16 protein-coding genes and 1 pseudogene are annotated in these 18773 nt (G+C 62.6%); 9 read left to right on the top strand and 8 right to left on the bottom strand.

The features are described 5' to 3' along the window. Positions 1-9: 9 nt before the first annotated feature. The 3 genes from BQ8794_RS17370 to BQ8794_RS17360 all read left to right on the top strand — a co-directional run bounded on the left by BQ8794_RS17370 (position 10) and on the right by BQ8794_RS17360 (position 3654). On the top strand, positions 10-1008 hold the full coding sequence (locus BQ8794_RS17370; RefSeq protein ID WP_023800286.1) for a GlxA family transcriptional regulator: 999 nt from the start codon (positions 10-12) through the stop codon (positions 1006-1008). Between the two features lie 114 nt (positions 1009-1122). Continuing rightward, entirely contained in the window at positions 1123-2784 is a 1662-nt protein-coding gene (locus tag BQ8794_RS17365) for a vWA domain-containing protein (protein WP_077379672.1), read from the top strand. Between the two features lie 336 nt (positions 2785-3120). Continuing rightward, positions 3121-3654, top strand: coding sequence for a dihydrofolate reductase family protein (locus BQ8794_RS17360; protein ID WP_077379670.1), 534 nt, complete (start codon positions 3121-3123; stop codon positions 3652-3654). 215 nt (positions 3655-3869) lie between these two features. Here BQ8794_RS17360 and edd read toward each other — a convergent pair whose 3' ends face one another. The 3 genes from edd to zwf all read right to left on the bottom strand — a co-directional run bounded on the left by edd (position 3870) and on the right by zwf (position 7955). Beyond that, a complete protein-coding gene (edd, locus tag BQ8794_RS17355) occupies positions 3870-5714 on the bottom strand; it encodes a phosphogluconate dehydratase (RefSeq protein ID WP_077379669.1) in 1845 nt (614 codons plus the stop codon). A gap of 73 nt (positions 5715-5787) precedes the next feature. Next, a complete protein-coding gene (gene pgl, locus BQ8794_RS17350; RefSeq protein WP_077379667.1) occupies positions 5788-6504 on the bottom strand; it encodes a 6-phosphogluconolactonase in 717 nt (238 codons plus the stop codon). Continuing rightward, a complete protein-coding gene (gene zwf, locus BQ8794_RS17345) occupies positions 6486-7955 on the bottom strand; it encodes a glucose-6-phosphate dehydrogenase (protein ID WP_077379665.1) in 1470 nt (489 codons plus the stop codon). Before zwf ends, pgl begins: the two co-directional genes overlap by 19 nt. A gap of 307 nt (positions 7956-8262) precedes the next feature. Here zwf and BQ8794_RS17340 point away from each other — a divergent pair, with 307 nt between their 5' ends. Next, on the top strand, positions 8263-9009 hold the full coding sequence (locus tag BQ8794_RS17340) for an SDR family oxidoreductase (protein WP_077379773.1): 747 nt from the start codon (positions 8263-8265) through the stop codon (positions 9007-9009). Positions 9010-9126: 117 nt separating this feature from the next. Here the strand turns inward: BQ8794_RS17340 and BQ8794_RS17335 are convergent, their stop codons facing one another. The 4 genes and pseudogenes from BQ8794_RS17335 to BQ8794_RS17320 all read right to left on the bottom strand — a co-directional run bounded on the left by BQ8794_RS17335 (position 9127) and on the right by BQ8794_RS17320 (position 13468). After that, positions 9127-9972 carry an SH3 domain-containing protein gene (locus BQ8794_RS17335; protein ID WP_167378777.1) on the bottom strand — a complete coding sequence of 282 codons (846 nt, stop codon included), beginning with the start codon at positions 9970-9972 and terminating at the stop codon, positions 9127-9129. Positions 9973-10199: 227 nt separating this feature from the next. Then, a complete protein-coding gene (locus BQ8794_RS17330; RefSeq protein WP_077379661.1) occupies positions 10200-11483 on the bottom strand; it encodes an NAD(P)/FAD-dependent oxidoreductase in 1284 nt (427 codons plus the stop codon). 142 nt (positions 11484-11625) lie between these two features. Beyond that, a pseudogene (locus BQ8794_RS17325) lies at positions 11626-11986 on the bottom strand (four helix bundle protein); the annotation flags it as partial. 45 nt (positions 11987-12031) lie between these two features. Next, the gene (locus BQ8794_RS17320; protein ID WP_167378776.1) at positions 12032-13468 is read right to left on the bottom strand and encodes a glutamine synthetase family protein; all 1437 of its coding nucleotides are present in this window, start codon (positions 13466-13468) and stop codon (positions 12032-12034) included. A 149-nt stretch (positions 13469-13617) separates the two neighbouring features. Between BQ8794_RS17320 and BQ8794_RS17315 the strand changes: the two genes are divergently transcribed. From BQ8794_RS17315 to BQ8794_RS17295, 5 genes are all read left to right on the top strand, one after another. Then, complete coding sequence (locus BQ8794_RS17315; protein ID WP_077379659.1) at positions 13618-14331, top strand: HAD family hydrolase; 714 nt, start codon at positions 13618-13620, stop codon at positions 14329-14331. A 291-nt stretch (positions 14332-14622) separates the two neighbouring features. After that, the gene (locus BQ8794_RS17310; RefSeq protein ID WP_425293547.1) at positions 14623-15504 is read left to right on the top strand and encodes a metal ABC transporter substrate-binding protein; all 882 of its coding nucleotides are present in this window, start codon (positions 14623-14625) and stop codon (positions 15502-15504) included. Further along, positions 15501-16406 carry a manganese/iron ABC transporter ATP-binding protein gene (locus BQ8794_RS17305; protein ID WP_077379655.1) on the top strand — a complete coding sequence of 302 codons (906 nt, stop codon included), beginning with the start codon at positions 15501-15503 and terminating at the stop codon, positions 16404-16406. Before BQ8794_RS17310 ends, BQ8794_RS17305 begins: the two co-directional genes overlap by 4 nt. Then, complete coding sequence (gene sitC, locus BQ8794_RS17300) at positions 16403-17260, top strand: iron/manganese ABC transporter permease subunit SitC (RefSeq protein ID WP_077379653.1); 858 nt, start codon at positions 16403-16405, stop codon at positions 17258-17260. Before BQ8794_RS17305 ends, sitC begins: the two co-directional genes overlap by 4 nt. Then, positions 17257-18102 (top strand): metal ABC transporter permease, encoded by an 846-nt coding sequence (locus tag BQ8794_RS17295; protein ID WP_077379651.1) that lies wholly within the window; start codon positions 17257-17259, stop codon positions 18100-18102. Before sitC ends, BQ8794_RS17295 begins: the two co-directional genes overlap by 4 nt. Positions 18103-18216: 114 nt before the next feature. Here BQ8794_RS17295 and BQ8794_RS17290 read toward each other — a convergent pair whose 3' ends face one another. Continuing rightward, positions 18217-18660, bottom strand: a complete 444-nt coding sequence (locus BQ8794_RS17290) for a Fur family transcriptional regulator (protein ID WP_077379649.1) — start codon at positions 18658-18660, stop codon at positions 18217-18219. Positions 18661-18773: the final 113 nt, after the last annotated feature.

Here is an 18773-nt window from a genome sequence, read left to right as displayed (position 1 = left end):
CCCAAAGCTTTGCCGAACCTCACTGTTCCCCCAGAGCGGCCGGTCACGAATGATCCCATTCACGGCGGCCGGCAGTTCGGGTTCCTGCTGGTCGACAAGTTTTCCATGTTCTCGCTGGCCGCCGCAATCGACACGTTCCGGTCGGCCAACCGGCTGCTCGGCCACGACTTCTATGGCTGGACGACGGTATCGGCCGACGGTGATGCCGTCATGGCCTCCAACGGCCTGCCGCTCAAGATCGACTACGCTGTCGCCGATCTGCCGCCGGTCGATATTCTTTTCGTCTCGGTCGGGCTGACGACCGAGTTTCCCGGCAAGAGCAAGGTGCTGGCGGCGCTGCGCAGCTGGGGCCGGCGCGGCAACGCGCTCGGCGCACTGTCGGTCGGCTCCTATCTGCTCGCCGAGGCAGGCCAGCTCGAAGGCTATCGCTGCACCATCCACTGGGAAAACCGCGCCGGCTTCGTCGAACGGTTTCCCGACATCAACTGCACCGGCAACGTCTTCGAGATCGATCGCAAGCGTTACACCTGCGCCGGCGGCACCACCTCCATCGACCTGATGCTGGAGATCGTGCGCGGCGATTTCGGCTCGAGCCTCGCCAACGGCGTCGCCAACCAGTTCCAGCACGAGCGCATCCGCTCCGCGGGAGACCGCCAGCGCGTCGGTCCTGAGCGCGACCTGACCGGCAAATCGGAAAAGCTGCGCCGCATCGTCGAACTGATGGCCGACCATCTCGACGAGCCGCTGTCGGCGGTGCAACTCGCCAAGTCGGCCGGCCTGTCGGTGCGTCAGGTCGAGCGGCTGTTCCTGCGTCACCTCAGTGTGACGCCCGGCCGCTATTACATGCGGCTCAGGCTTGAGCGGGCGCGCGAATTGCTGCGCCAGACCAACATGCCGATCCTCGATGTGGCGATCGCCACCGGCTTCACCTCGCACTCCTATTTTGCCCAGAGCTATCGCCTGCAGTTCGGCCGGCCGCCTTCCGAAGAGCGGCGCACGACATATTGAGTGGTTTGGCGCAGCCAGCGCCGCCACGTGCCCCGGCGCCCGGGCTTGTATCCTGTCGCGGCGTCAAATAGCTTCGCCCCCCTGACTGGCGGCCACTGACTGGGGGAAATTTTCATGGCGGGACTTGTGCGGAGCATCGTTGCGACGGCGCTCCTTTTGTGGATGACGACGCTCGGCCTTGCCGCCGACCGAGTCATCCTCATTCTCGACGCCTCCGGTTCGATGTGGGCGCAGATCGACGGCAAGCCCAAGCTCGAAATCGCCCGCCAATCGCTGCGAACGGTGCTGCAATCGGTCCCCACCGACAAGGAAATCGGCTTCATGGCCTATGGCCATCGCGAGAAGGGCAGTTGCGAGGACATCGAGCTCATCGTGCCGCCGCAGGCCGGCTCGGCAGGTGCTGTTTCCACTGCCGCCGACAGCCTGAAATTCCTCGGCAAGACGCCGCTGACATCAGCCGTCAGGCAGGCGGCCGACGCGCTGAGATACACCGAGGACAAGGCCACCGTCATCCTGATCACCGACGGGCTCGAGACCTGCAAAGGCGACCCCTGCGCGCTCGGCAAGGAACTGAGGGCTGCCGGTGTCGACTTCACCGTAAACGTCGTCGGCTTCGGCCTGACCGCGGACGAGGGCAAGCAGGTTGCTTGCCTCGCCGACGACACCGGCGGCAAATACATCCAGGCCTCCGATGAGAAGGCGCTGCAGGACGCGCTGGTCGAGACCATCGCCGCCGCACCTGCACCGGCGCCCGAACCAGCGCCGGCGCCGCAGCCGGCCGCCGCGCCGGAAAAGCCGGAATTCAACTTCATGCCCGCCGTGGTACTCGCCGAGGGCGGCGATCCCGTGACCGACGGAAATTCCTGGGAGATCTACAAGGCAAAGTCCGACGGCACGCGCGGCGATTACGTCGCCACCGAATACGGAGTTTTTAAAGGCAACTTGGAGCCGGGCGACTACGCAGTCGTAGCGCGCCATGGCGAGGCCAGCACCGAACAGAAGCTCACGGTCGAGGCGGGCCAGCTCTACAAACCCCTCTTCGTGCTCGATGCCGGCACGCTCATCATTCATCCGCGGCCAAGTGAGGGAGCGGATGTGGCCGATGGCGCGGCTGTGGTGATCGCCTATCCGGGCGTTGAAATGCCCGCGACCTATTATGGCGACACCAAGGTCGTGTTGCCGGCCGGCGATCAGAAAGTCACGGTCAGGATTGGGCAGGCAGAGGTTACCGAAACCATCCCGCTCGCTGCCGGCAAGGTCGTCGACAAGGATATCGTCGTCGGCGTCGGCCATGTCGTTGCCAACGCCTACTACATTGCCGGCGGCGACAAGGCCGACGGCTCGGGCATCGGCTTCAAGGTGTTCAAGGCAAAAAAGAAGGTCGACGGAACGAGGCAAGAGGTGGCTTATGCCTATGGCCCCGACAGCAAGTTCGATCTGCCGCCCGATGACTATGTGCTGACGGCGACGGTCGACCTTGCCGGCGTCGAGCAGCCGTTCAGCGTCAAGGCCGGTGAGCATAAGGATCTGAAGATCGCCATCAATGCCGGCGTGCTGGCGATCACCGCGCCAGGAGCTTCGAAGATCGAGATTTTCGATCCGAAGAAGGACATCAACGGCAACCGCAAATCGCTCGGCTACGCCTATGACGAGAAATATCAGGCGGCACTGCCGGCCGGCGACTACGCCGTCGTCTCGGAGAAGTCGGACAACACCTCAAAGGAAAGCACGGTGACCATCACAGCCGGCGAGCGAGCCGAGCTGACGGTGCAGTAGGGACATTCGACGTTTGAAAAAGGTGGTTCCGAAGCCAGCCCCTAACCCAAATGTGGAACCCAAGTATCTTACAGCGCAATATTCGCGTGCGGCGCAGACGTTTCGCGCGGTTTAGCTTGCTGTAAAAATTTCGCAAAGCATTCTGTTCGCCGGATCGTCGCAGAACATCCGGTTTTGCGACGTCGCAAATATCAGTCGCGAAACCGATTCAAAACTCGGGAATTTTGCGACAAGAACCGGGTAACGACCCCCACAAGAAAAAAATTTCGGGCATGTGTCGGGGCGCTTGGCTGTCGTTCGTCTTGTATACCTGACACGACGGGGAGATTTTGCAGCATGGCGAAGATCGTATTCGGAATGAACCAGTCCCTCGACGGCTATGTCGACCACCAGGAATTACCTACGCCAAGTCCCGCGCTCTTTCGTCACTGGATAGAGCACGTGCGCGACCTGACCGGCAGTGTGTACGGTCGCCGCATGTACGAGGCCATGCGCTATTGGGACGAAGACCGTCCTGAGTGGAGTACGGAGCAACACGAGTTCGCGGCGGCGTGGCGGCGCCAGCCGAAATGGGTTGTATCGCGCTCGTTGAAGTCGGTCGGTCCCAATGCCACGCTTATCGCGGATGACGTCGAGGTAGTGATACGCGGGCTAAAGGCCAAGCTAACAGGAGAGATTTCCGCTTCCGGACCAGAGTTGGCGCAAAGCCTGACCGAAATGGGTCTGATCGACGAATACCGCCTCTACCTTCACCCCGTGGTGCTTGGTCGCGGCAAGCCCTTCTTCGCTGGCTCTCGGCCACCGCTCCGCCTTGTGGCCAGCGAGCGAATCGGCGGGGAAGTCATCAGGTTGACCTACGTTCCTGCCTGATTACAGACCACGCCGACCAGGCCCGCTTTGAGGTTGAAAGCTGCCGTTCCTGTGTCGCGCAAATCCTAAGTTTCGCATCAAAATCGGCGGCGCTGATTATAGGGGAAATTTCTGTCGCAAAAGTCGCTCGCAAAAGTCCGAATTTTGCGACAGATATTTGCGACAGAAAGTACTTCACATTTAGGTTAGGGGCTGTGGTCGCAAGCCGCCCTTTTTCACTGCAGTGCGAACTCCGCCACGTTGTTTCCGAATGCGCTGGCGCCGTGGTCGGCACGGCCGACCATTTGCCGCAACCCGGCGAAAAGCTCGCGGCCGAAGCCGAATTCATTGCCGGCAAGATCGCTGTCCGCCGCCCGCCGCAGCGCGAAATCGCCTGCCGGCACCAAGACTTCCAGCGTTCCGGCGTCGGCGTCGAGCCTGATGATGTCGCCGTCATGGATCCTGGCGATCGGCCCGTCCTCGACCGCCTCCGGCGTCACATGGATCGCTGCCGGCACCTTGCCGCTGGCGCCCGACATGCGCCCGTCGGTGACCAGCGCCACATGCTGGCCGCGATCCTGCAGGACGCCGAGCACGGTGGTCAGCTTGTGCAGCTCCGGCATGCCGTTGGCTTTCGGGCCCTGGAAACGGATGACGGCGATGAAATCGCCGGTCAACGTGCCGGCCTTGAACGCCTCGTTGAGCCCTTGCTGGCTGTCGAAAACCTTGGCTGGCGCCTCGATGATGCGCCGCTCCGGTTTCACCGCCGAGGTCTTGATGACGGCGTGGCCGAGATTGCCGGAAAGCATTTTCAGCCCGCCCGTCGGCTGGAACGCCTTCTTGAACGGCGCCAGCACCTTCTCGTCGCCGCTTTCGTGGGGCGAGGCCTCGCGCACCACGCCGCCATCGGCGCCGAGCTTGGCCTCGACCGCATAAGGCCGCAGCCCTTCGCCCCAAACCGTCTGGACGTCCTCGTGCAGGATTCCCTCGTCGAGCAGTTCGCGGATCAGGAAGCCGAGCCCGCCGGCTGCGTGGAAATGGTTCACGTCGGCAAGGCCGTTCGGATAAACCCGCGCCAGCAGCGGCACGGCTTCCGAAAGATCCGAAATATCCTGCCAGGTAATGGCGATACCGGCCGCGGCCGCCATGGCGATCAGGTGGATGGTGTGATTGGTCGATCCGCCGGTGGCGTGCAGGCCGACGATGCCGTTGACGATCGAGCGCTCGTCGATCATCCGGCCGGCCGGCGTGTAGGCGTTGCCGAGCGCGGTGATCGCCAGTGCCCGCTTCGTCGCCTCCCGGGTCAGCGCGTCGCGCAACGGCGTGCCGGGGTTGACGAAGGAGGCGCCCGGCGTGTGCAGGCCCATGATCTCCATCAGCATCTGGTTGGAGTTCGCGGTGCCGTAGAAGGTGCAGGTTCCCGGTCCGTGATAGGATTTGGACTCGGCCTCGAGCAGTTCGGCCCGTCCTGCCTTGCCTTCGGCATAGAGCTGGCGGACTTTGGCTTTCTCGTCATTGGGCAGGCCCGTCGTCATCGGCCCGGCCGGGATGAACACCGCCGGCAGATGGCCGAAGGTCAGCGCCGCGATCACCAGCCCCGGCACGATCTTGTCGCAGACGCCGAGATAGACGGCGGCGTCGAACATGTTGTGTGACAGGCCGATCGCCGCCGCCATGGCGATCACGTCGCGCGAGAACAGCGACAGCTCCATGCCGGGCTGGCCCTGGGTGACGCCGTCGCACATTGCCGGCACACCGCCGGCGACCTGGGCAATGCCGCCGGCCTCGCGCGCCGCGTCCTTGATCAGCGCCGGAAATGTCTCGAAAGGCTGATGCGCCGACAGCATGTCGTTATAGGAGGTGATGATGCCGAGGTTCGGCACGCGGTCGCCGCCAAGTGCCAGCTTTTCCGAAGGGCTGCAAACGGCAAAGCCGTGGGCGAGATTGCCGCAGGACAGCACGGCCCGGTTGGCGGTGCGGCTCGATGCCTCGGCGATGCGGTCGAGATAGGCCTCGCGCCCCGGTCTGGAGCGTTGGCGGATGCGCTCGGTGATGGCTTCGATGTCGCGTCTCGCGGTCATGGCGTCGATCCTTTCAGGCGAGGTCCCGCAAACACGGTCCGGCTGTCCGCCGGGACCCCTTGGCAGGTTGAAATCAGGGTGCCCAGAAAACCTGTACGGGTCTCTCGGCTGCGTCGAGCACGGCGCGAATGGGTTTTCGCAATACCGATGCCATTGCGCTTTCGAATGCCTTGCGCTTGTCCTCACCCTCGATGTGCAGCGCGACGAAGCCGGCCCTGACGATCCGCGCCAGCGACAACGTCAGGCGCGGCTCGCCGGCGCTTGTCGCGTGAACCGGGAGCACGACGCTTTCCGACGACGGGTCGAGCAGTGTTTCCAGATTGTCGGCGTCGGGAAAAAACGACGCGGTATGGCCATCGGTTCCCATGCCGAGCACGATCACATCGAGCGGCCAGGGCAGCGACCGCAACATCCTGCTATCGGCCTCCGACGTATCCTCGATACTTGCTGCCTCCTGGTAGAGCGGCACGAAACGTGCGGCTGCGGCGGCGTTTTGCAAAAGATTGGCGGCGACCAGCCCGGCATTGGAGCGCGGCGAGGACGCCGGCACGCAACGCTCGTCGACCAGCGTCACCGTGACCTTGTTCCAGGCGATCGGGATGCTCGAAAGCGATGCGAAAAATTTCGCCGGCGTGGTGCCGCCGGAAACGGCGAGCAATGCCGTGCCGCGCTCAGCAATCGCATTGGTCAGGCGGCCCGCGACGTGGCCGGCAAGTGCAGCCGCCAGGTCCTGGCGTTCGGCAAATGCGTGCCAGCTGTAAGCGGCGCCGTTCAATTGCTCTCGTGCCATGTCCGCCCGTCGCGTTCGATCAGCGCAATCGAGGCGGAGGGGCCCCAAGTGCCGGCCGTATAGCCCTGCGCCTCCTGCCTGGCACCTTCCCATGCGTCCTGGATCGGGTCGATCCACTTCCACGCCGCCTCGACCTCGTCGCGGCGCATGAACAGTGTCTGGTTGCCACGGATGACGTCCATGATCAGTCTTTCATAGGCGTCGGGGGCGCGGCCGTCGAAGGATTGCGCGAAGCTCATATCGAGCGGGATCTGGCGCAGCCGCATGCCGCCAGGCCCCGGATCCTTGATCATGATGAACTGCTTGACGCCTTCGTCGGGCTGCAGCCGGATGACCAGCTGGTTGGCCGAGATCGGCCCGGCGCTGTCGCCGAAGATCGAATGCGGGATCGGCTTGAATTCGATGACGATCTCCGAGACGCGCGTCGCCAGCCGCTTGCCCGTCCTGAGATAGAACGGCACGCCCGCCCAGCGCCAGTTGCCGATTTCGGCCTTGAGCGCGACGAAGGTCTCGGTGTTGCTGTTCTTGCCGAGCTCCTCGACATAGCCTTTCACCGGCCCGCCGGCCGAGGCCCCGGCACGGTACTGGCCGCGTACCGTATGCTTGGGCGCTTCATTGCCGTTGATGCGTTTCAGCGCGCGCAACACCTTCAGCTTTTCGTCGCGCACGGCGTCGGCGTCCATCGAGGACGGCGCCTCCATGGCGACGAGGCAGAGAAGCTGCAGCATGTGGTTCTGCACCATGTCGCGCAACGCGCCGGCCTTGTCGTAATAGGTGACGCGGTCTTCGAGGCCGACGGTCTCGGCCACGGTGATTTGCACATGATCGACATTGGCGGAATTCCACAGCGGCTCGTAGAGCGCATTGGCAAAGCGCAGCGCCATCAGGTTCTGCACCGTTTCCTTGCCGAGATAGTGATCGATGCGGAAAATCTGGCTTTCATGGAAATCGTCGCCGACCAAATCGTTGAGCTCGCGCGCCGAGGCGAGATCGCGCCCGATCGGCTTCTCCAGCACGATGCGCGAGTTCGGCGTGATCAGCCCGTTCTCTTTCAGCTTATGTGAGATGTCGCCGAACAGCGCCGGCGCCACCGCCAGGTAGAAGGCGCGGATGCATTCGCTGTCGCCGATCGCCGTCTTCAATTTGTCGAAGCCCGCGCCGGTCGTCGCGTCAGCCGAGACGTAGGAAAGCCGGGCGAGGAACGTCTCCAGCTCGGCGGCGTCGATATCGGCCGGTTTCACATGGTCGGAAATCGCCTGCCTGGCGAAATCCCGGAATTCCTCGTCGGTCATGTTCGAGCGCGACGTGCCGATGATGCGCGTCGGTTCGGAAAACTGATGGCCGCGCTGGCGATGATAGAGTGACGGCAAAAGCTTGCGTTCCGACAGATCGCCGGTGCCGCCGAAAATGATGAAGTCGAAAGGGTCGACGGGAATGATCTGGCTGGTCATGGTCTGTCCGCTCTGACGCCGCTCGCTGTGTAGCGTTGGATATAATCTAATCGATTTAGATTTTCCAGTGACACGGCGTCACATCCCAGGGCCAATCGGATGTTTGCCGATTGTTCTGAGGTGTGCCCTTGACACTGCCGCAACCCGGACGCTTGTCGGCGAGGTGGTTCCGGGAGGCCTTCGCAGACGCAGCATAGTGCGGGATCGAGGCGAAAGCCAAAGGAGAAATCGAGAGTATGTTGATCTTTCGGCGGCCATTGCCCGAGGCTGCCGGAGCGGGGAGTCTTCAATCATGAGTGAGAAAGCCATGCGCCTGGAAAACAAAGTTGCCATCATCACCGGTGCCGCGTCAGGCTTCGGCGAGGGCATGGCCAAGCGTTTTGCCGAGGAGGGCGCCAAGGTCGTTGTCGCCGACCTCAACGCCAAGGGCGCCGAACGCGTCGCCAACGAGATCGGCCGGGCGGCGATCTGGACCCAGACGGACGTCTCGACCCGTTCGGAGTTCGACGAGATGGTCTACGCCGCAAACAGTGCCTTTGGCCGCATCGACATCATGGTCAACAATGCCGGCTATACCCATCGCAACGGCGATATGCTGGAGGTCGACGAGACCACCTTCGATCTGATCACGGCCGTCAACATGAAGGCGATCTACCACGCCGCTCTGGCGGTCGTGCCGGTGATGGATAGGCAAGGCGGCGGCGTCATCCTGACCACGGCCTCGACCGCCGGCATCAGGCCGCGGCCCGGCCTCACCTGGTACAATGCATCGAAGGGCTGGGCGATCACCGCGACCAAATCCATGGCGGTGGAACTCGCGCCGAAGAACATCCGCGTCAACTGCCTGTGCCCGGTCGCCGGCGAGACCGGCATGCTGGAAAAATTTATGGGCGCCGACACACCCGAAATCCGCGAGAAATTCCGCGCGTCGATCCCGCTTGGCCGGCTTTCGACGCCGCTCGACATAGCCAACGCGGCGCTCTGGCTGGCTTCGGACGAGGCGGCCTTCGTCACTGGCGTGGCGCTGGAGGTCGACGGCGGACGGTGCATCTGAGCCGTCCGGCCCTGTCGGTTTCAAGTTCGACCTGACCGTCCCTCGCACCCGGGCGGCTGATTGCGGCAGCCAAATGAGCCGTGGGCAACGTCACGCCAAAGAATGGCCTGAACAATCCTACGCGCCGGTCTTGACGAAGCTCTTGTAGATCCAGCCGCGTTTGCCGTTGTGGACGATCTGGCACCATTTCTTGCAGCCCATCACCTGAACCGAGGTCTTGGCGGGAATGGTGACGATGGCGGCCGCACTGTTCTTCGGGCCAGTGCGCATGGTAACACCCCTGAGGATGCGTCCTGCCGCGCTTGCTTGCTTGGCCTCGACTTTGGCCTGGGCGCCATCCGTATATGTCGCGGCCGGCAGCGGCTTCGGGGTGGGGATGGCGGCGGTTGGCGCACCGTCCGTCGCCGCCTTGGCGGGAGCAGCGACTTTGGCAATCAATGCTGCCACTTTGGTTTTCGCTGCCGGATCGGCGAACGCCGCTGCAGTGGACGGCTTGTCTGCTTTTTCAGCCTGGCCCGCCGTCTGGCCGCCCACCTTCTGGCCGCCCACCTTCTGGCCGGATGTGGTCTTCGGTCCCGATCCTGTCCAGCGAGGATCATTGGGCGCCAGCGCCGCTAGCTCGGCCTTCGCTGCAACCACCGCCGACGAAATCACATCGGTCTTGCTCGCAGCCTGCTGCGCCGCGGCTACGCTCGCGGCCGCGGCCGGCAGGATCCTTGTCGTTTTCACCGGAATGCTGGAAACGATCTGCTCGGGACTGGCGACCGCTTGTCTCTCGGTGGCCGGCAATGCCAGCCATAGCGCCACCGCTGCCACGCCAAGCAGCGCTGCTGTGCCAAACGCGGCGATGACCAGATGCAGGTTCGACCGGATTTGCCGCCAGAATCTGGGCTGCATGTCGAAGCCAAACTGCATCGCAAAGCGCCGTCGTTCCGGCGCGCCGAAACTGAAGGGCTCTCTCACTCTTACAACCTCCATTTGCGGGCCAACGTTCTTACGACCTGTGCCGGAAACCGGCATCTGGTCGGCATCGGTCCCAATCCAACGCGGGCAGGCCCGCAAAATCCCCCTTCGACTGCCCAGAACCGGCATCCTTTGCCGGCGATTGTGGCATCACTGCGCCCTTGCCGGGCGGATTCTGCACGTTTACGATCGATTCTACAACTTGCAAGGGATTTTGCAACCTGTGGTTATATGCGGTCCCTCAAGGCATACCAGTTGAGCGCAAGAAACAGCAGAGGCGCGCGTAAGCGCCGGCCACCGGGAAAGGCCGGAATGTTCAGGTCCTCGATCAGCCTCAGCCGGTCCCGGTTGCCGGCGACGGTTTCGGCATAGAGCTTGCCGAAAAAGTTCGACAGCATGACGCCGTGGCCGGAATAGCCGCCGACCGAGATCACATTGGGCATCACCTCGCGCACGAACGGTTTTCTCGGCATCGTGATGCCGACATAGCCGCCCCAGCCATGGGTGATCTCGACGTCCCTGAGGTCAGGATAAAGCTCGGCGATCTGCCGGCGGATGTGGACATGGATGTCTTTCGGATCGTTGACCGCGTAGATCTCGCGCCCGCCGAACAGCAGTCGCCCATCCGTCGATTTGCGGAAGTAGCGCACGACGAAGCGGGAATCGTCGACCGCCTCTCCGCCTGGCAACACGTTTGACTCTCCAAGCGGCACCGTCGCGCCGATGAAGGAGCCGATCGGCATGATATGCGCGGCACTGATCGGCTCGAGCGTGCCGCCATGGGCGTTGACGCCGATCAGACATTTCTCGGCCGATATCATGCCTTTCGGCGTCGCGACCCTGACCTTGCCGCCAACGGACGCGATGGCGGTCGCCGGTGTCTGCTCGAACAGCTGCGCGCCCGCCTGCGCCGCCACTTTTGCCGTGCCGATCACCAGCTTCAGCGGATGGATGTGCCCGGTGCCGGTGTCGCGGGTGCCGCCGAAATAGCGCGCCGAGCCCAACCGCTCCGCCGTCTCCCTGGCGTCCATGAAGCTGATGTGTGGATAGCCGAAGCGGTTCGCCATGATCTCGGCATGCGCCCTGTAGTCGTCGACATAGCGCTGCTTGTGCGCCACCGACATCTGGCCGGGCATGTAGTCGATCTCGATCTTGTTGACAGCGGCGAATTCGAGGAGATGCGCCTTGGCCTCTTCGGCGAGGTCGAACAGCGCCTTGGCCCGGGAAAAGCCGTATTCCGCTTCGAGCTCCTCGGCCCAGGCGCGCTGGCCGGTGCCGAGCTGGCCGCCATTGCGGCCCGAAGCGCCGTCGCCGAAGCGATGCGCTTCGATCAGCACGACATTGCTGCCGGCCCTGGCGAGGTGCACCGCCGCCGACAGGCCGGTGAAGCCGCCGCCAACGACGACGACGTCGCACCTCAGGTCACCGTCGAGCGCCTTGTATTCGGGCCGTGAGCCGGCCGTGTCCTCATACCAGGAGCGGCCGGGGGAGATTGGGGATTGGTAGGGCATGATGCTCGGAGTAAGGGAGTAAGGGAGTAAGGGAGTAAGGGAGTAAGGGAGTAAGGCAGTAAGGCAGTAAGGCAGTAAGGCAGTAAGGCAGTAAGGCAGTAAGGCAGTAAGGCAGTAAGGCAGTAAGGAGATGCTGGTCGGCTGAAAGTTTGCGGATTAGGAGTCGAAGAAGCTTTCCCACACTTTCGGTGCTCGCCAATAATGAAGCCGCTGTCCCGTTCGACGCGATGCCGGTACGCTCAGCGATCAGAAGCTGCGTTTCCAGCTCCTTCAGTGACCCTTGTGCGATTCGAAGAAATTGCTGATAGGAACCCCAGACCTCTCTGCCATAGCCTTCCGCTATGTTCGCCGGCACCGAGCTTGCGGCGCGCCGCACTTGGCTGGTCAGTCCGTAAAATCTCCTCCTTCGGCCACGATTTCGTCGCGCCGTAAACCGCCACCGCAAGGTCCATTGCCTGCTGCCAAACTATTAAATCCTTGTACGAACCCGTTTTCTCAGTCATTCGCCCTACTCCCCTACTCCCCTACTCCCCTACTCCCCTACTCCCCTACACATTCAACAACAGATACTCCCGCTCCCACGGGCTGATCACTTCCATGAAGGTCTCGAATTCCGCCCGCTTGATCGCCGCATAGGTGGCGGCAAACGACTTGCCGAGCAGCGCGCAGAGTTCCTCGTCGGCTTCGAACAGGTCGACCGCCTCGAGCAGGCTGCGCGGCAGGTCGATCTCGGCCTCGTTGGCGGTGGTGAGAACCGGCGGTTCGGCCTTGATCTTGTTGGTCATGCCGATCAGCCCGCAGGCGAGCGATGCGGCCAGTGCCAGATAGGGATTGGCGTCGGAGGAGGGGATGCGGTTCTCGACGCGCCTGGCTGCCGGGTCGGAGCGCGGGACGCGGAAGGCGGTAGTGCGGTTGTCGTAGCCCCATTTGTTGTTCACCGGCGCCGAAGCCGACTGCGTCAGCCGGCGATAGGAATTGACGTAGGGCGCAAACATCACCAGCGCGTTCGGCACATGTTTCTGCATGCCGCCGAGGAAATGGAAGAAGGCTTCGGTTTCCGAGCCGTCCTCGGCAGAAAAGACGTTCCTGCCGGTCTTCTTGTCGATGATCGATTGGTGGATATGCATGGCCGACCCGGGCTGCCCCTGGATCGGCTTGGCCATGAAGGTGGCATAGATCTCATGCTTCAGCGCCGCCTCGCGGATGGTGCGCTTGAACATGAACACCTGGTCGGCCAGTTCGATCGGGTCGCCGTGGCGCAGATTGATCTCGAGCTGGCCGGCGCCTTCCTCGTGGATCAGCGTGTCGATCTCCAGGCCCTGGCTTTCGGAGAAATGGTAGATGTCGTCGATCAGTTCGTCGAACTCGTTGACGCCGGCGATCGAATAGCCGGCGCCACCGCCGATCGCCCGTCCCGAACGCCCGACCGGTGGGGTCAGCGGGTAGTCCGGATCGGGATTCTTGCGCACCAGGTAGAACTCGATCTCGGGCGCCACCACCGGCTTCAGTCCGCGCTTGTCGTAAGCGGCAAGCACACGCTTCAGCACGTTGCGCGGCGTGAACTCGACCGAGCGGCCGTCCTGGTGGACGAGGTCGCAGATGACCGCCGCCGTCGGGTCCTCTTCCCACGGCACCACGGTCAGCGTCGAAAGGTCCGGCATCAGCTTGAGGTCGCCGTCGTCCTCCGGATAGTGGAAGCCGTTGCCGTCCTCGGGATAGCCGCCCGAGATCGTCGTCATGAACACCGCCGAGGGCAGCGCCAGCGAGGTGTTGGAGGTGAATTTCTTCGACGGCATCATCTTGCCGCGCGCAACACCGGCCTGGTCGGGCGTGATGCATTCGATATCCTCGATGCCGCGCCACGCCAGCCAGGCGCCGACTTCCTTCCAGTTTTTCACACCACGTTGATTTTTCACGAAGGCAGGCGTGCGGATACGTCCTCCGCGGCTCGACGGACGGACTTCCTTTTTTGCAGGCGGCATCATTCACCAGATTGGGTTGCGGATTTGAGAGTATAGCCGGGGCCGGTGATGGAAGGGAAGGGGAGCCGGCCCTGCCTTCGCCCGCCAGTTGAAAATCGCCCCAAGCAGCTTAGGTTCGACGCAAGTTCAACGACCTCGGCTGAAGACGTCGCATGCGGAACCATGAATTGACCACGATCGGCTTCGATGCCGACGATACGCTCTGGCAGAACGAGCAGTTCTTCCGCATCACCGAAAAGCGCTTTGCCGCGCTGCTCGCCGATCATGCCGAGGAGGAGCACATCTCGGCAAGATTGCTGGAGGCCGAGAAGCGCAACCTCGCCGTTTACGGCTTCGGCATCAAGGGGTTTACCCTGTCGATGATCGAAACGGCGATCGAGATTACCGAGGGCCGCGCGCCGGCTTCGGTCATCGCCGAAATTCTCGCCGCGGGCCGCGAGATGCTTGGCCATCCGATCGAGGCGCTGCCTCATGCGCGCGAAACCGTTGAAAAACTGGCGGATGCGTATCGCCTGGTGCTGATCACCAAGGGCGACCTTTTCGATCAGGAACGCAAGCTGGCGCAATCGGGCCTCGGTGACCTGTTCGATGCCGTCGAGATCGTCAGCGACAAGAGCCCTGCCACTTATATCAGCATCTTCAGCCGCCACGGTGATGGCGCCGAAAAAAGCATGATGGTCGGCAATTCGCTCAAGTCGGACGTGGTGCCGGCCATCGAGGCCGGCAGTTGGGGCATCCACGTGCCGCATGAGCTGACCTGGGTGCTGGAGCATGTCGAGCCGCCGGTCACCGCGCCTCGCTTCCGCCAGATAGCCGATCTCTCGGAACTGCCCCGGCTGGTCGAAAGCATCGGGAAAGCCGGCTGATCGCGTGTCTCGGCGCCGAACCGGACGTGCGCGGCAGGCGTATCGATGCCGGACATTGCGCGTCGCAATCCCTTGTTGTTCGCTCCGCCAAAGAGCCGCGCTGTCGCTGACCCTCCATCGCGCGGCTCTTGTACAATCGAATGCTGTAAAATCGTTTTCTACTTGCAAATCAGTCGCAATTGCAGAATATGCGACAAGCGCGGCGTCACAGCGCCCGCGGGACATGCGAGTAAATCGCGACAGGAGATTTTGATGATCGAGAGATACGGGCGATTGGTTGTCGTCGGGTTGATGGCTGCGGTGTTCGCTGTGGCAGTGGCTTCAAGCCCAGCGAAAGCGCAGGAAAAATTCAAGGCCGTGACGACCTTCACCGTCATCGCCGACATGGCGAAGAACGTGGCGGGCGACGCAGCGATCGTGGAATCGATCACCAAGCCGGGGGCGGAGATCCACAATTACGCGCCGACGCCGGGCGACATTCAGCGGGCGCAGGGCGCACAGCTCATTCTGTGGAACGGGCTCAACCTCGAACTCTGGTTCGAAAAATTCTTCCAGAACCTCAGCGACGTGCCCGGCGCCATCATCTCCGAGGGCGTCCAACCGATGAGCATCGCCGAGGGACCCTATAACGGCAAACCGAATCCGCATGCCTGGATGTCGCCGACAAACGCGCTGATCTACGTCGACAACATCCGCGACGCCTTCGTCGAGCACGATCCGGCGCATGCCGAGACCTACAAGGCCAATGCAGAAGCCTACAAGGCAAAGATAGAGGCGGCCGTCGCGCCGATCCGCGATAAGCTTGCCTCGATCCCGCAGGACAGGCGCTGGCTGGTGTCGAGCGAAGGCGCTTTCTCCTACCTCGCACGCGATTTCGCGCTGAAGGAGCTTTACTTGTGGCCGATCAACGCTGACCAGCAAGGCACCCCGCAGCAGGTTCGCAAGGTGATCGACGCCGTCAGGGAAAACAAGATCGTCGCCGTCTTCAGCGAAAGCACCGTGTCGGACAAGCCAGCCCGGCAGGTCGCGCGCGAGACGGGGGTCCATTACGGTGGCGTGCTCTACGTCGATTCCCTCAGCGAGGCGGACGGCCCGGTGCCGACCTATATCGACCTGCTGCGTGTGACATCGGATACGGTTCAGAAAGGCCTCGCCGCAGGGCTGTCGCAATGAACGAAGCCGTTCCGCCTCTTGCCGCCGCGTCGGAGGATGCGGGAGGCGGACTCGCCGTCCGCGGCGCGACCGTCACCTACCGCAACGGCCACACGGCGCTGCGCGATGCGAACTTTGAAATTCCGACAGGCACGATCACCGCACTTGTCGGTGTCAACGGCTCGGGCAAGTCGACGCTGTTCAAAGCCATCATGGGCTTCGTGCGGCTGGCAAAGGGAGAGATTCTTGTTCTCGGACAGCCGGCCGCGGCCGCGCTGAGGAAGAACGTCGTCGCCTATGTGCCGCAGGCCGAGGAGGTCGACTGGAACTTTCCAGTACTGGTCGAGGACGTCGTCATGATGGGGCGTTACGGCCATATGGGCATGATGCGCCTTCCGAAGGCGGCTGATCGCGAGGCGGTTACATCAGCGCTTGCGCGTGTCGGCATGAGCGATTTCCGCAAGCGCCAGATCGGCGAGCTATCGGGCGGGCAGAAGAAGCGGGTCTTTCTCGCTCGGGCGCTGGCGCAGGACGGGCGCGTCATCCTGCTCGACGAGCCCTTCACCGGCGTCGACGTCAGGACCGAGGACGCTATCGTCGAACTGCTGCGCGCGCTCCGGGACGAAGGCCGGGTGATGCTGGTCTCGACGCATAATCTCGGTAGTGTGCCGGAGTTCTGCGACCGTGCTGTGCTGCTCCGGAACACGGTCCTTGCCTACGGGCCGACAGGCCAGACCTTCACGCAGGCGAACCTGGAAAAGGCTTTCGGCGGCGTCTTGCGTCATTTCGTGCTGGGCGGCGCCGGGCTGCATGAGGACGACGACAAGCGCCGCCTTGCCGTTATCACCGACGACGAACGGCCACTGGTCTTCTACGGAGAGAACGGAGCCATGCAGCAGAAGATGCGGGAACCGGACGAATGAGTGTCCTGCTCGAGCCGTTCGGCTACGAATATATGCTCAATGCCATGTGGGTGTCCGCTTTGGTCGGCGGTGTCTGCGCCTTCCTGTCGTGCTATCTGATGCTGAAAGGCTGGTCGCTGATCGGTGACGCGCTCTCGCATTCGATCGTGCCGGGCGTCGCCGGCGCCTATATGCTGGGCCTTCCCTTTTCGATCGGCGCCTTCTTCTCCGGCGGGCTAGCCGCTGCGGCGATGCTCTTCCTCAACCAGCGCACCAAGCTGAAGGAAGACGCCATCATCGGCCTGATCTTCTCCTCCTTCTTCGGCCTCGGCTTGTTCATGGTGTCGCTGTCGCCGACCTCGGTGAATATCCAGACGATCGTGCTCGGCAACATCCTGGCCATCACTCCGGAAGACACGCTTCAACTCGCCATCATAGGCTTCGTCTCGCTCGCCGTCCTGCTGGTGAAATGGAAGGATCTGATGGTGGTCTTCTTCGACGAGAGCCATGCCCGCTCGATCGGCCTCAACCCGAGCGCGCTCAAGATCATGTTCTTCATGCTGCTATCGGCCTCCACCGTCGCCGCGCTTCAGACCGTCGGCGCCTTCCTGGTCATCTGCATGGTGGTGACCCCCGGCGCGACCGCCTATCTTCTGACGGACCGCTTTCCGCGCCTGCTCGTCATCGCGGTCGTCATCGGCGCGGCGACGAGTTTCACCGGCGCCTATGTCAGCTATTTCCTCGACGGCGCCACCGGCGGCATCATCGTCGTGCTGCAGACGCTGATCTTTCTCGCCGCCTTCTTCTTCGCTCCCAAGCATGGAATGCTGGCAGCCCGCCGCCGCTCGGCGAGGGCTTTGGAGGCCAGCCTATGAGCATCCTCGATACGCTGCTTACCCCCTTCCAGTTCGGCTTCATGGTCAATGCGCTGATTGCTTCGGTTCTGGTCGCTGTGCCGACGGCGCTGCTCTCCTGCTTTCTCGTTCTCAAGGGCTGGTCGCTAATGGGCGACGCCATCAGCCACGCCGTTTTTCCCGGCGTGGTCATTGCTTACATCCTCGGATTCCCCTATTCGATCGGCGCCTTCGCCGCCGGGATGGTCTGCGCTCTCGCGACCGGCTTCCTCAAGGACAATAGCCGCATCAAGCAGGACACGGTAATGGGCATCGTCTTCTCCGGCATGTTCGGCCTCGGCCTGGTGCTCTACGTAAAAATTCAGTCCGACGTGCATCTCGACCACATATTGTTCGGCGACGTTCTGGGCATCGGCCTGCGCGACATCGTCGAAACGGGGCTCATTGCTGCGATCACGGCCGGCATCATCGGCATCAAGTGGCGCGACTTCCTGCTGCACGCCTTCGACCCGGCTCAGGCTCGCGCGGTGGGTCTTCGGGTCAACCTGCTCCATTACGGCCTGCTTTGCCTGATCTCGCTCACCATCGTCGGCGCGCTGAAGGCGGTCGGCATCATCATGGCCATCGCCATGCTGATCGCGCCCGGCGCCATCGCCTTCCTGCTGACAAGGAAGTTCAGCGCCATGCTGATCCTGTCGGTGGCGATCGCGGTCGCCGCGTCGTTTCTAGGCGTCTATCTGTCCTTCTTCATCGACAGCGCACCGGCTCCGACTATCGTGCTCATGCTGACTGCCGCCTTCATCGCTGCCTTCGCCGTCACCACACTCAAAGCGGGCCGAATGGAGCTCGGCGAGGAGGGCTAGTGCATGTCGCCCAAAAGTGCGCAGCGGTTTTGGGATAACGACATGCATAGAACAAGAACTTAAAGCGCGTCGCATGAATCCCTTCAGACGCGACGCGCTTTTAACAACTGGCGGTCATTCTCTGATTTGACGAGAGCGTCGCGGTTTCTGGATCGGCTTCACGTAGATCTCCAGTCTGTGGCTGATGATCGTGAATCCGTGCTGTCGAGCGATTTCCTCCTGGAGCCGCTCGATCTCCGCCGACTGGAACTCGATGACATCTCCGGTCTCGATGTTGATGAGATGATCGTGATGCTCGCGGGGGACGGTTTCGTATCTGGCGCGCCGATCGCCAAAGGTGTGCCGCTCCAGAATGCCCTTTTCGCGCAGAAGGCTGACGGTGCGATAGACAGTGGCGAGCGCGATCGTCGGCTCGATGGCGACAACACGGCGATGGAGTTCCACCACATCCGGATGGTCGCTGGATTCGGACAGAACGCGCATGATGACGCGGCGCGGACCGGTGATGCGCAGTCCGAGTTCCCTGCAAAGCGCGGCGATGGTCTGTTCTGAGGACATGTCATGATCCGCCAATATCGACAGCCATGTCGCGAAGTCGGAACATGCCTGCGGATTTGTTCGAAGGTGCTATCCCAGATGCGTCGCAATTGCAAAAGGACATCGGACTGGGT

Source organism: Mesorhizobium prunaredense (genome assembly GCF_900156895.1).
Lineage (GTDB): Bacteria > Pseudomonadota > Alphaproteobacteria > Rhizobiales > Rhizobiaceae > Mesorhizobium > Mesorhizobium prunaredense.
Note: the sequence above shows the minus strand (reverse complement) of the source record. Positions and strands in the feature narration are given on the sequence as shown.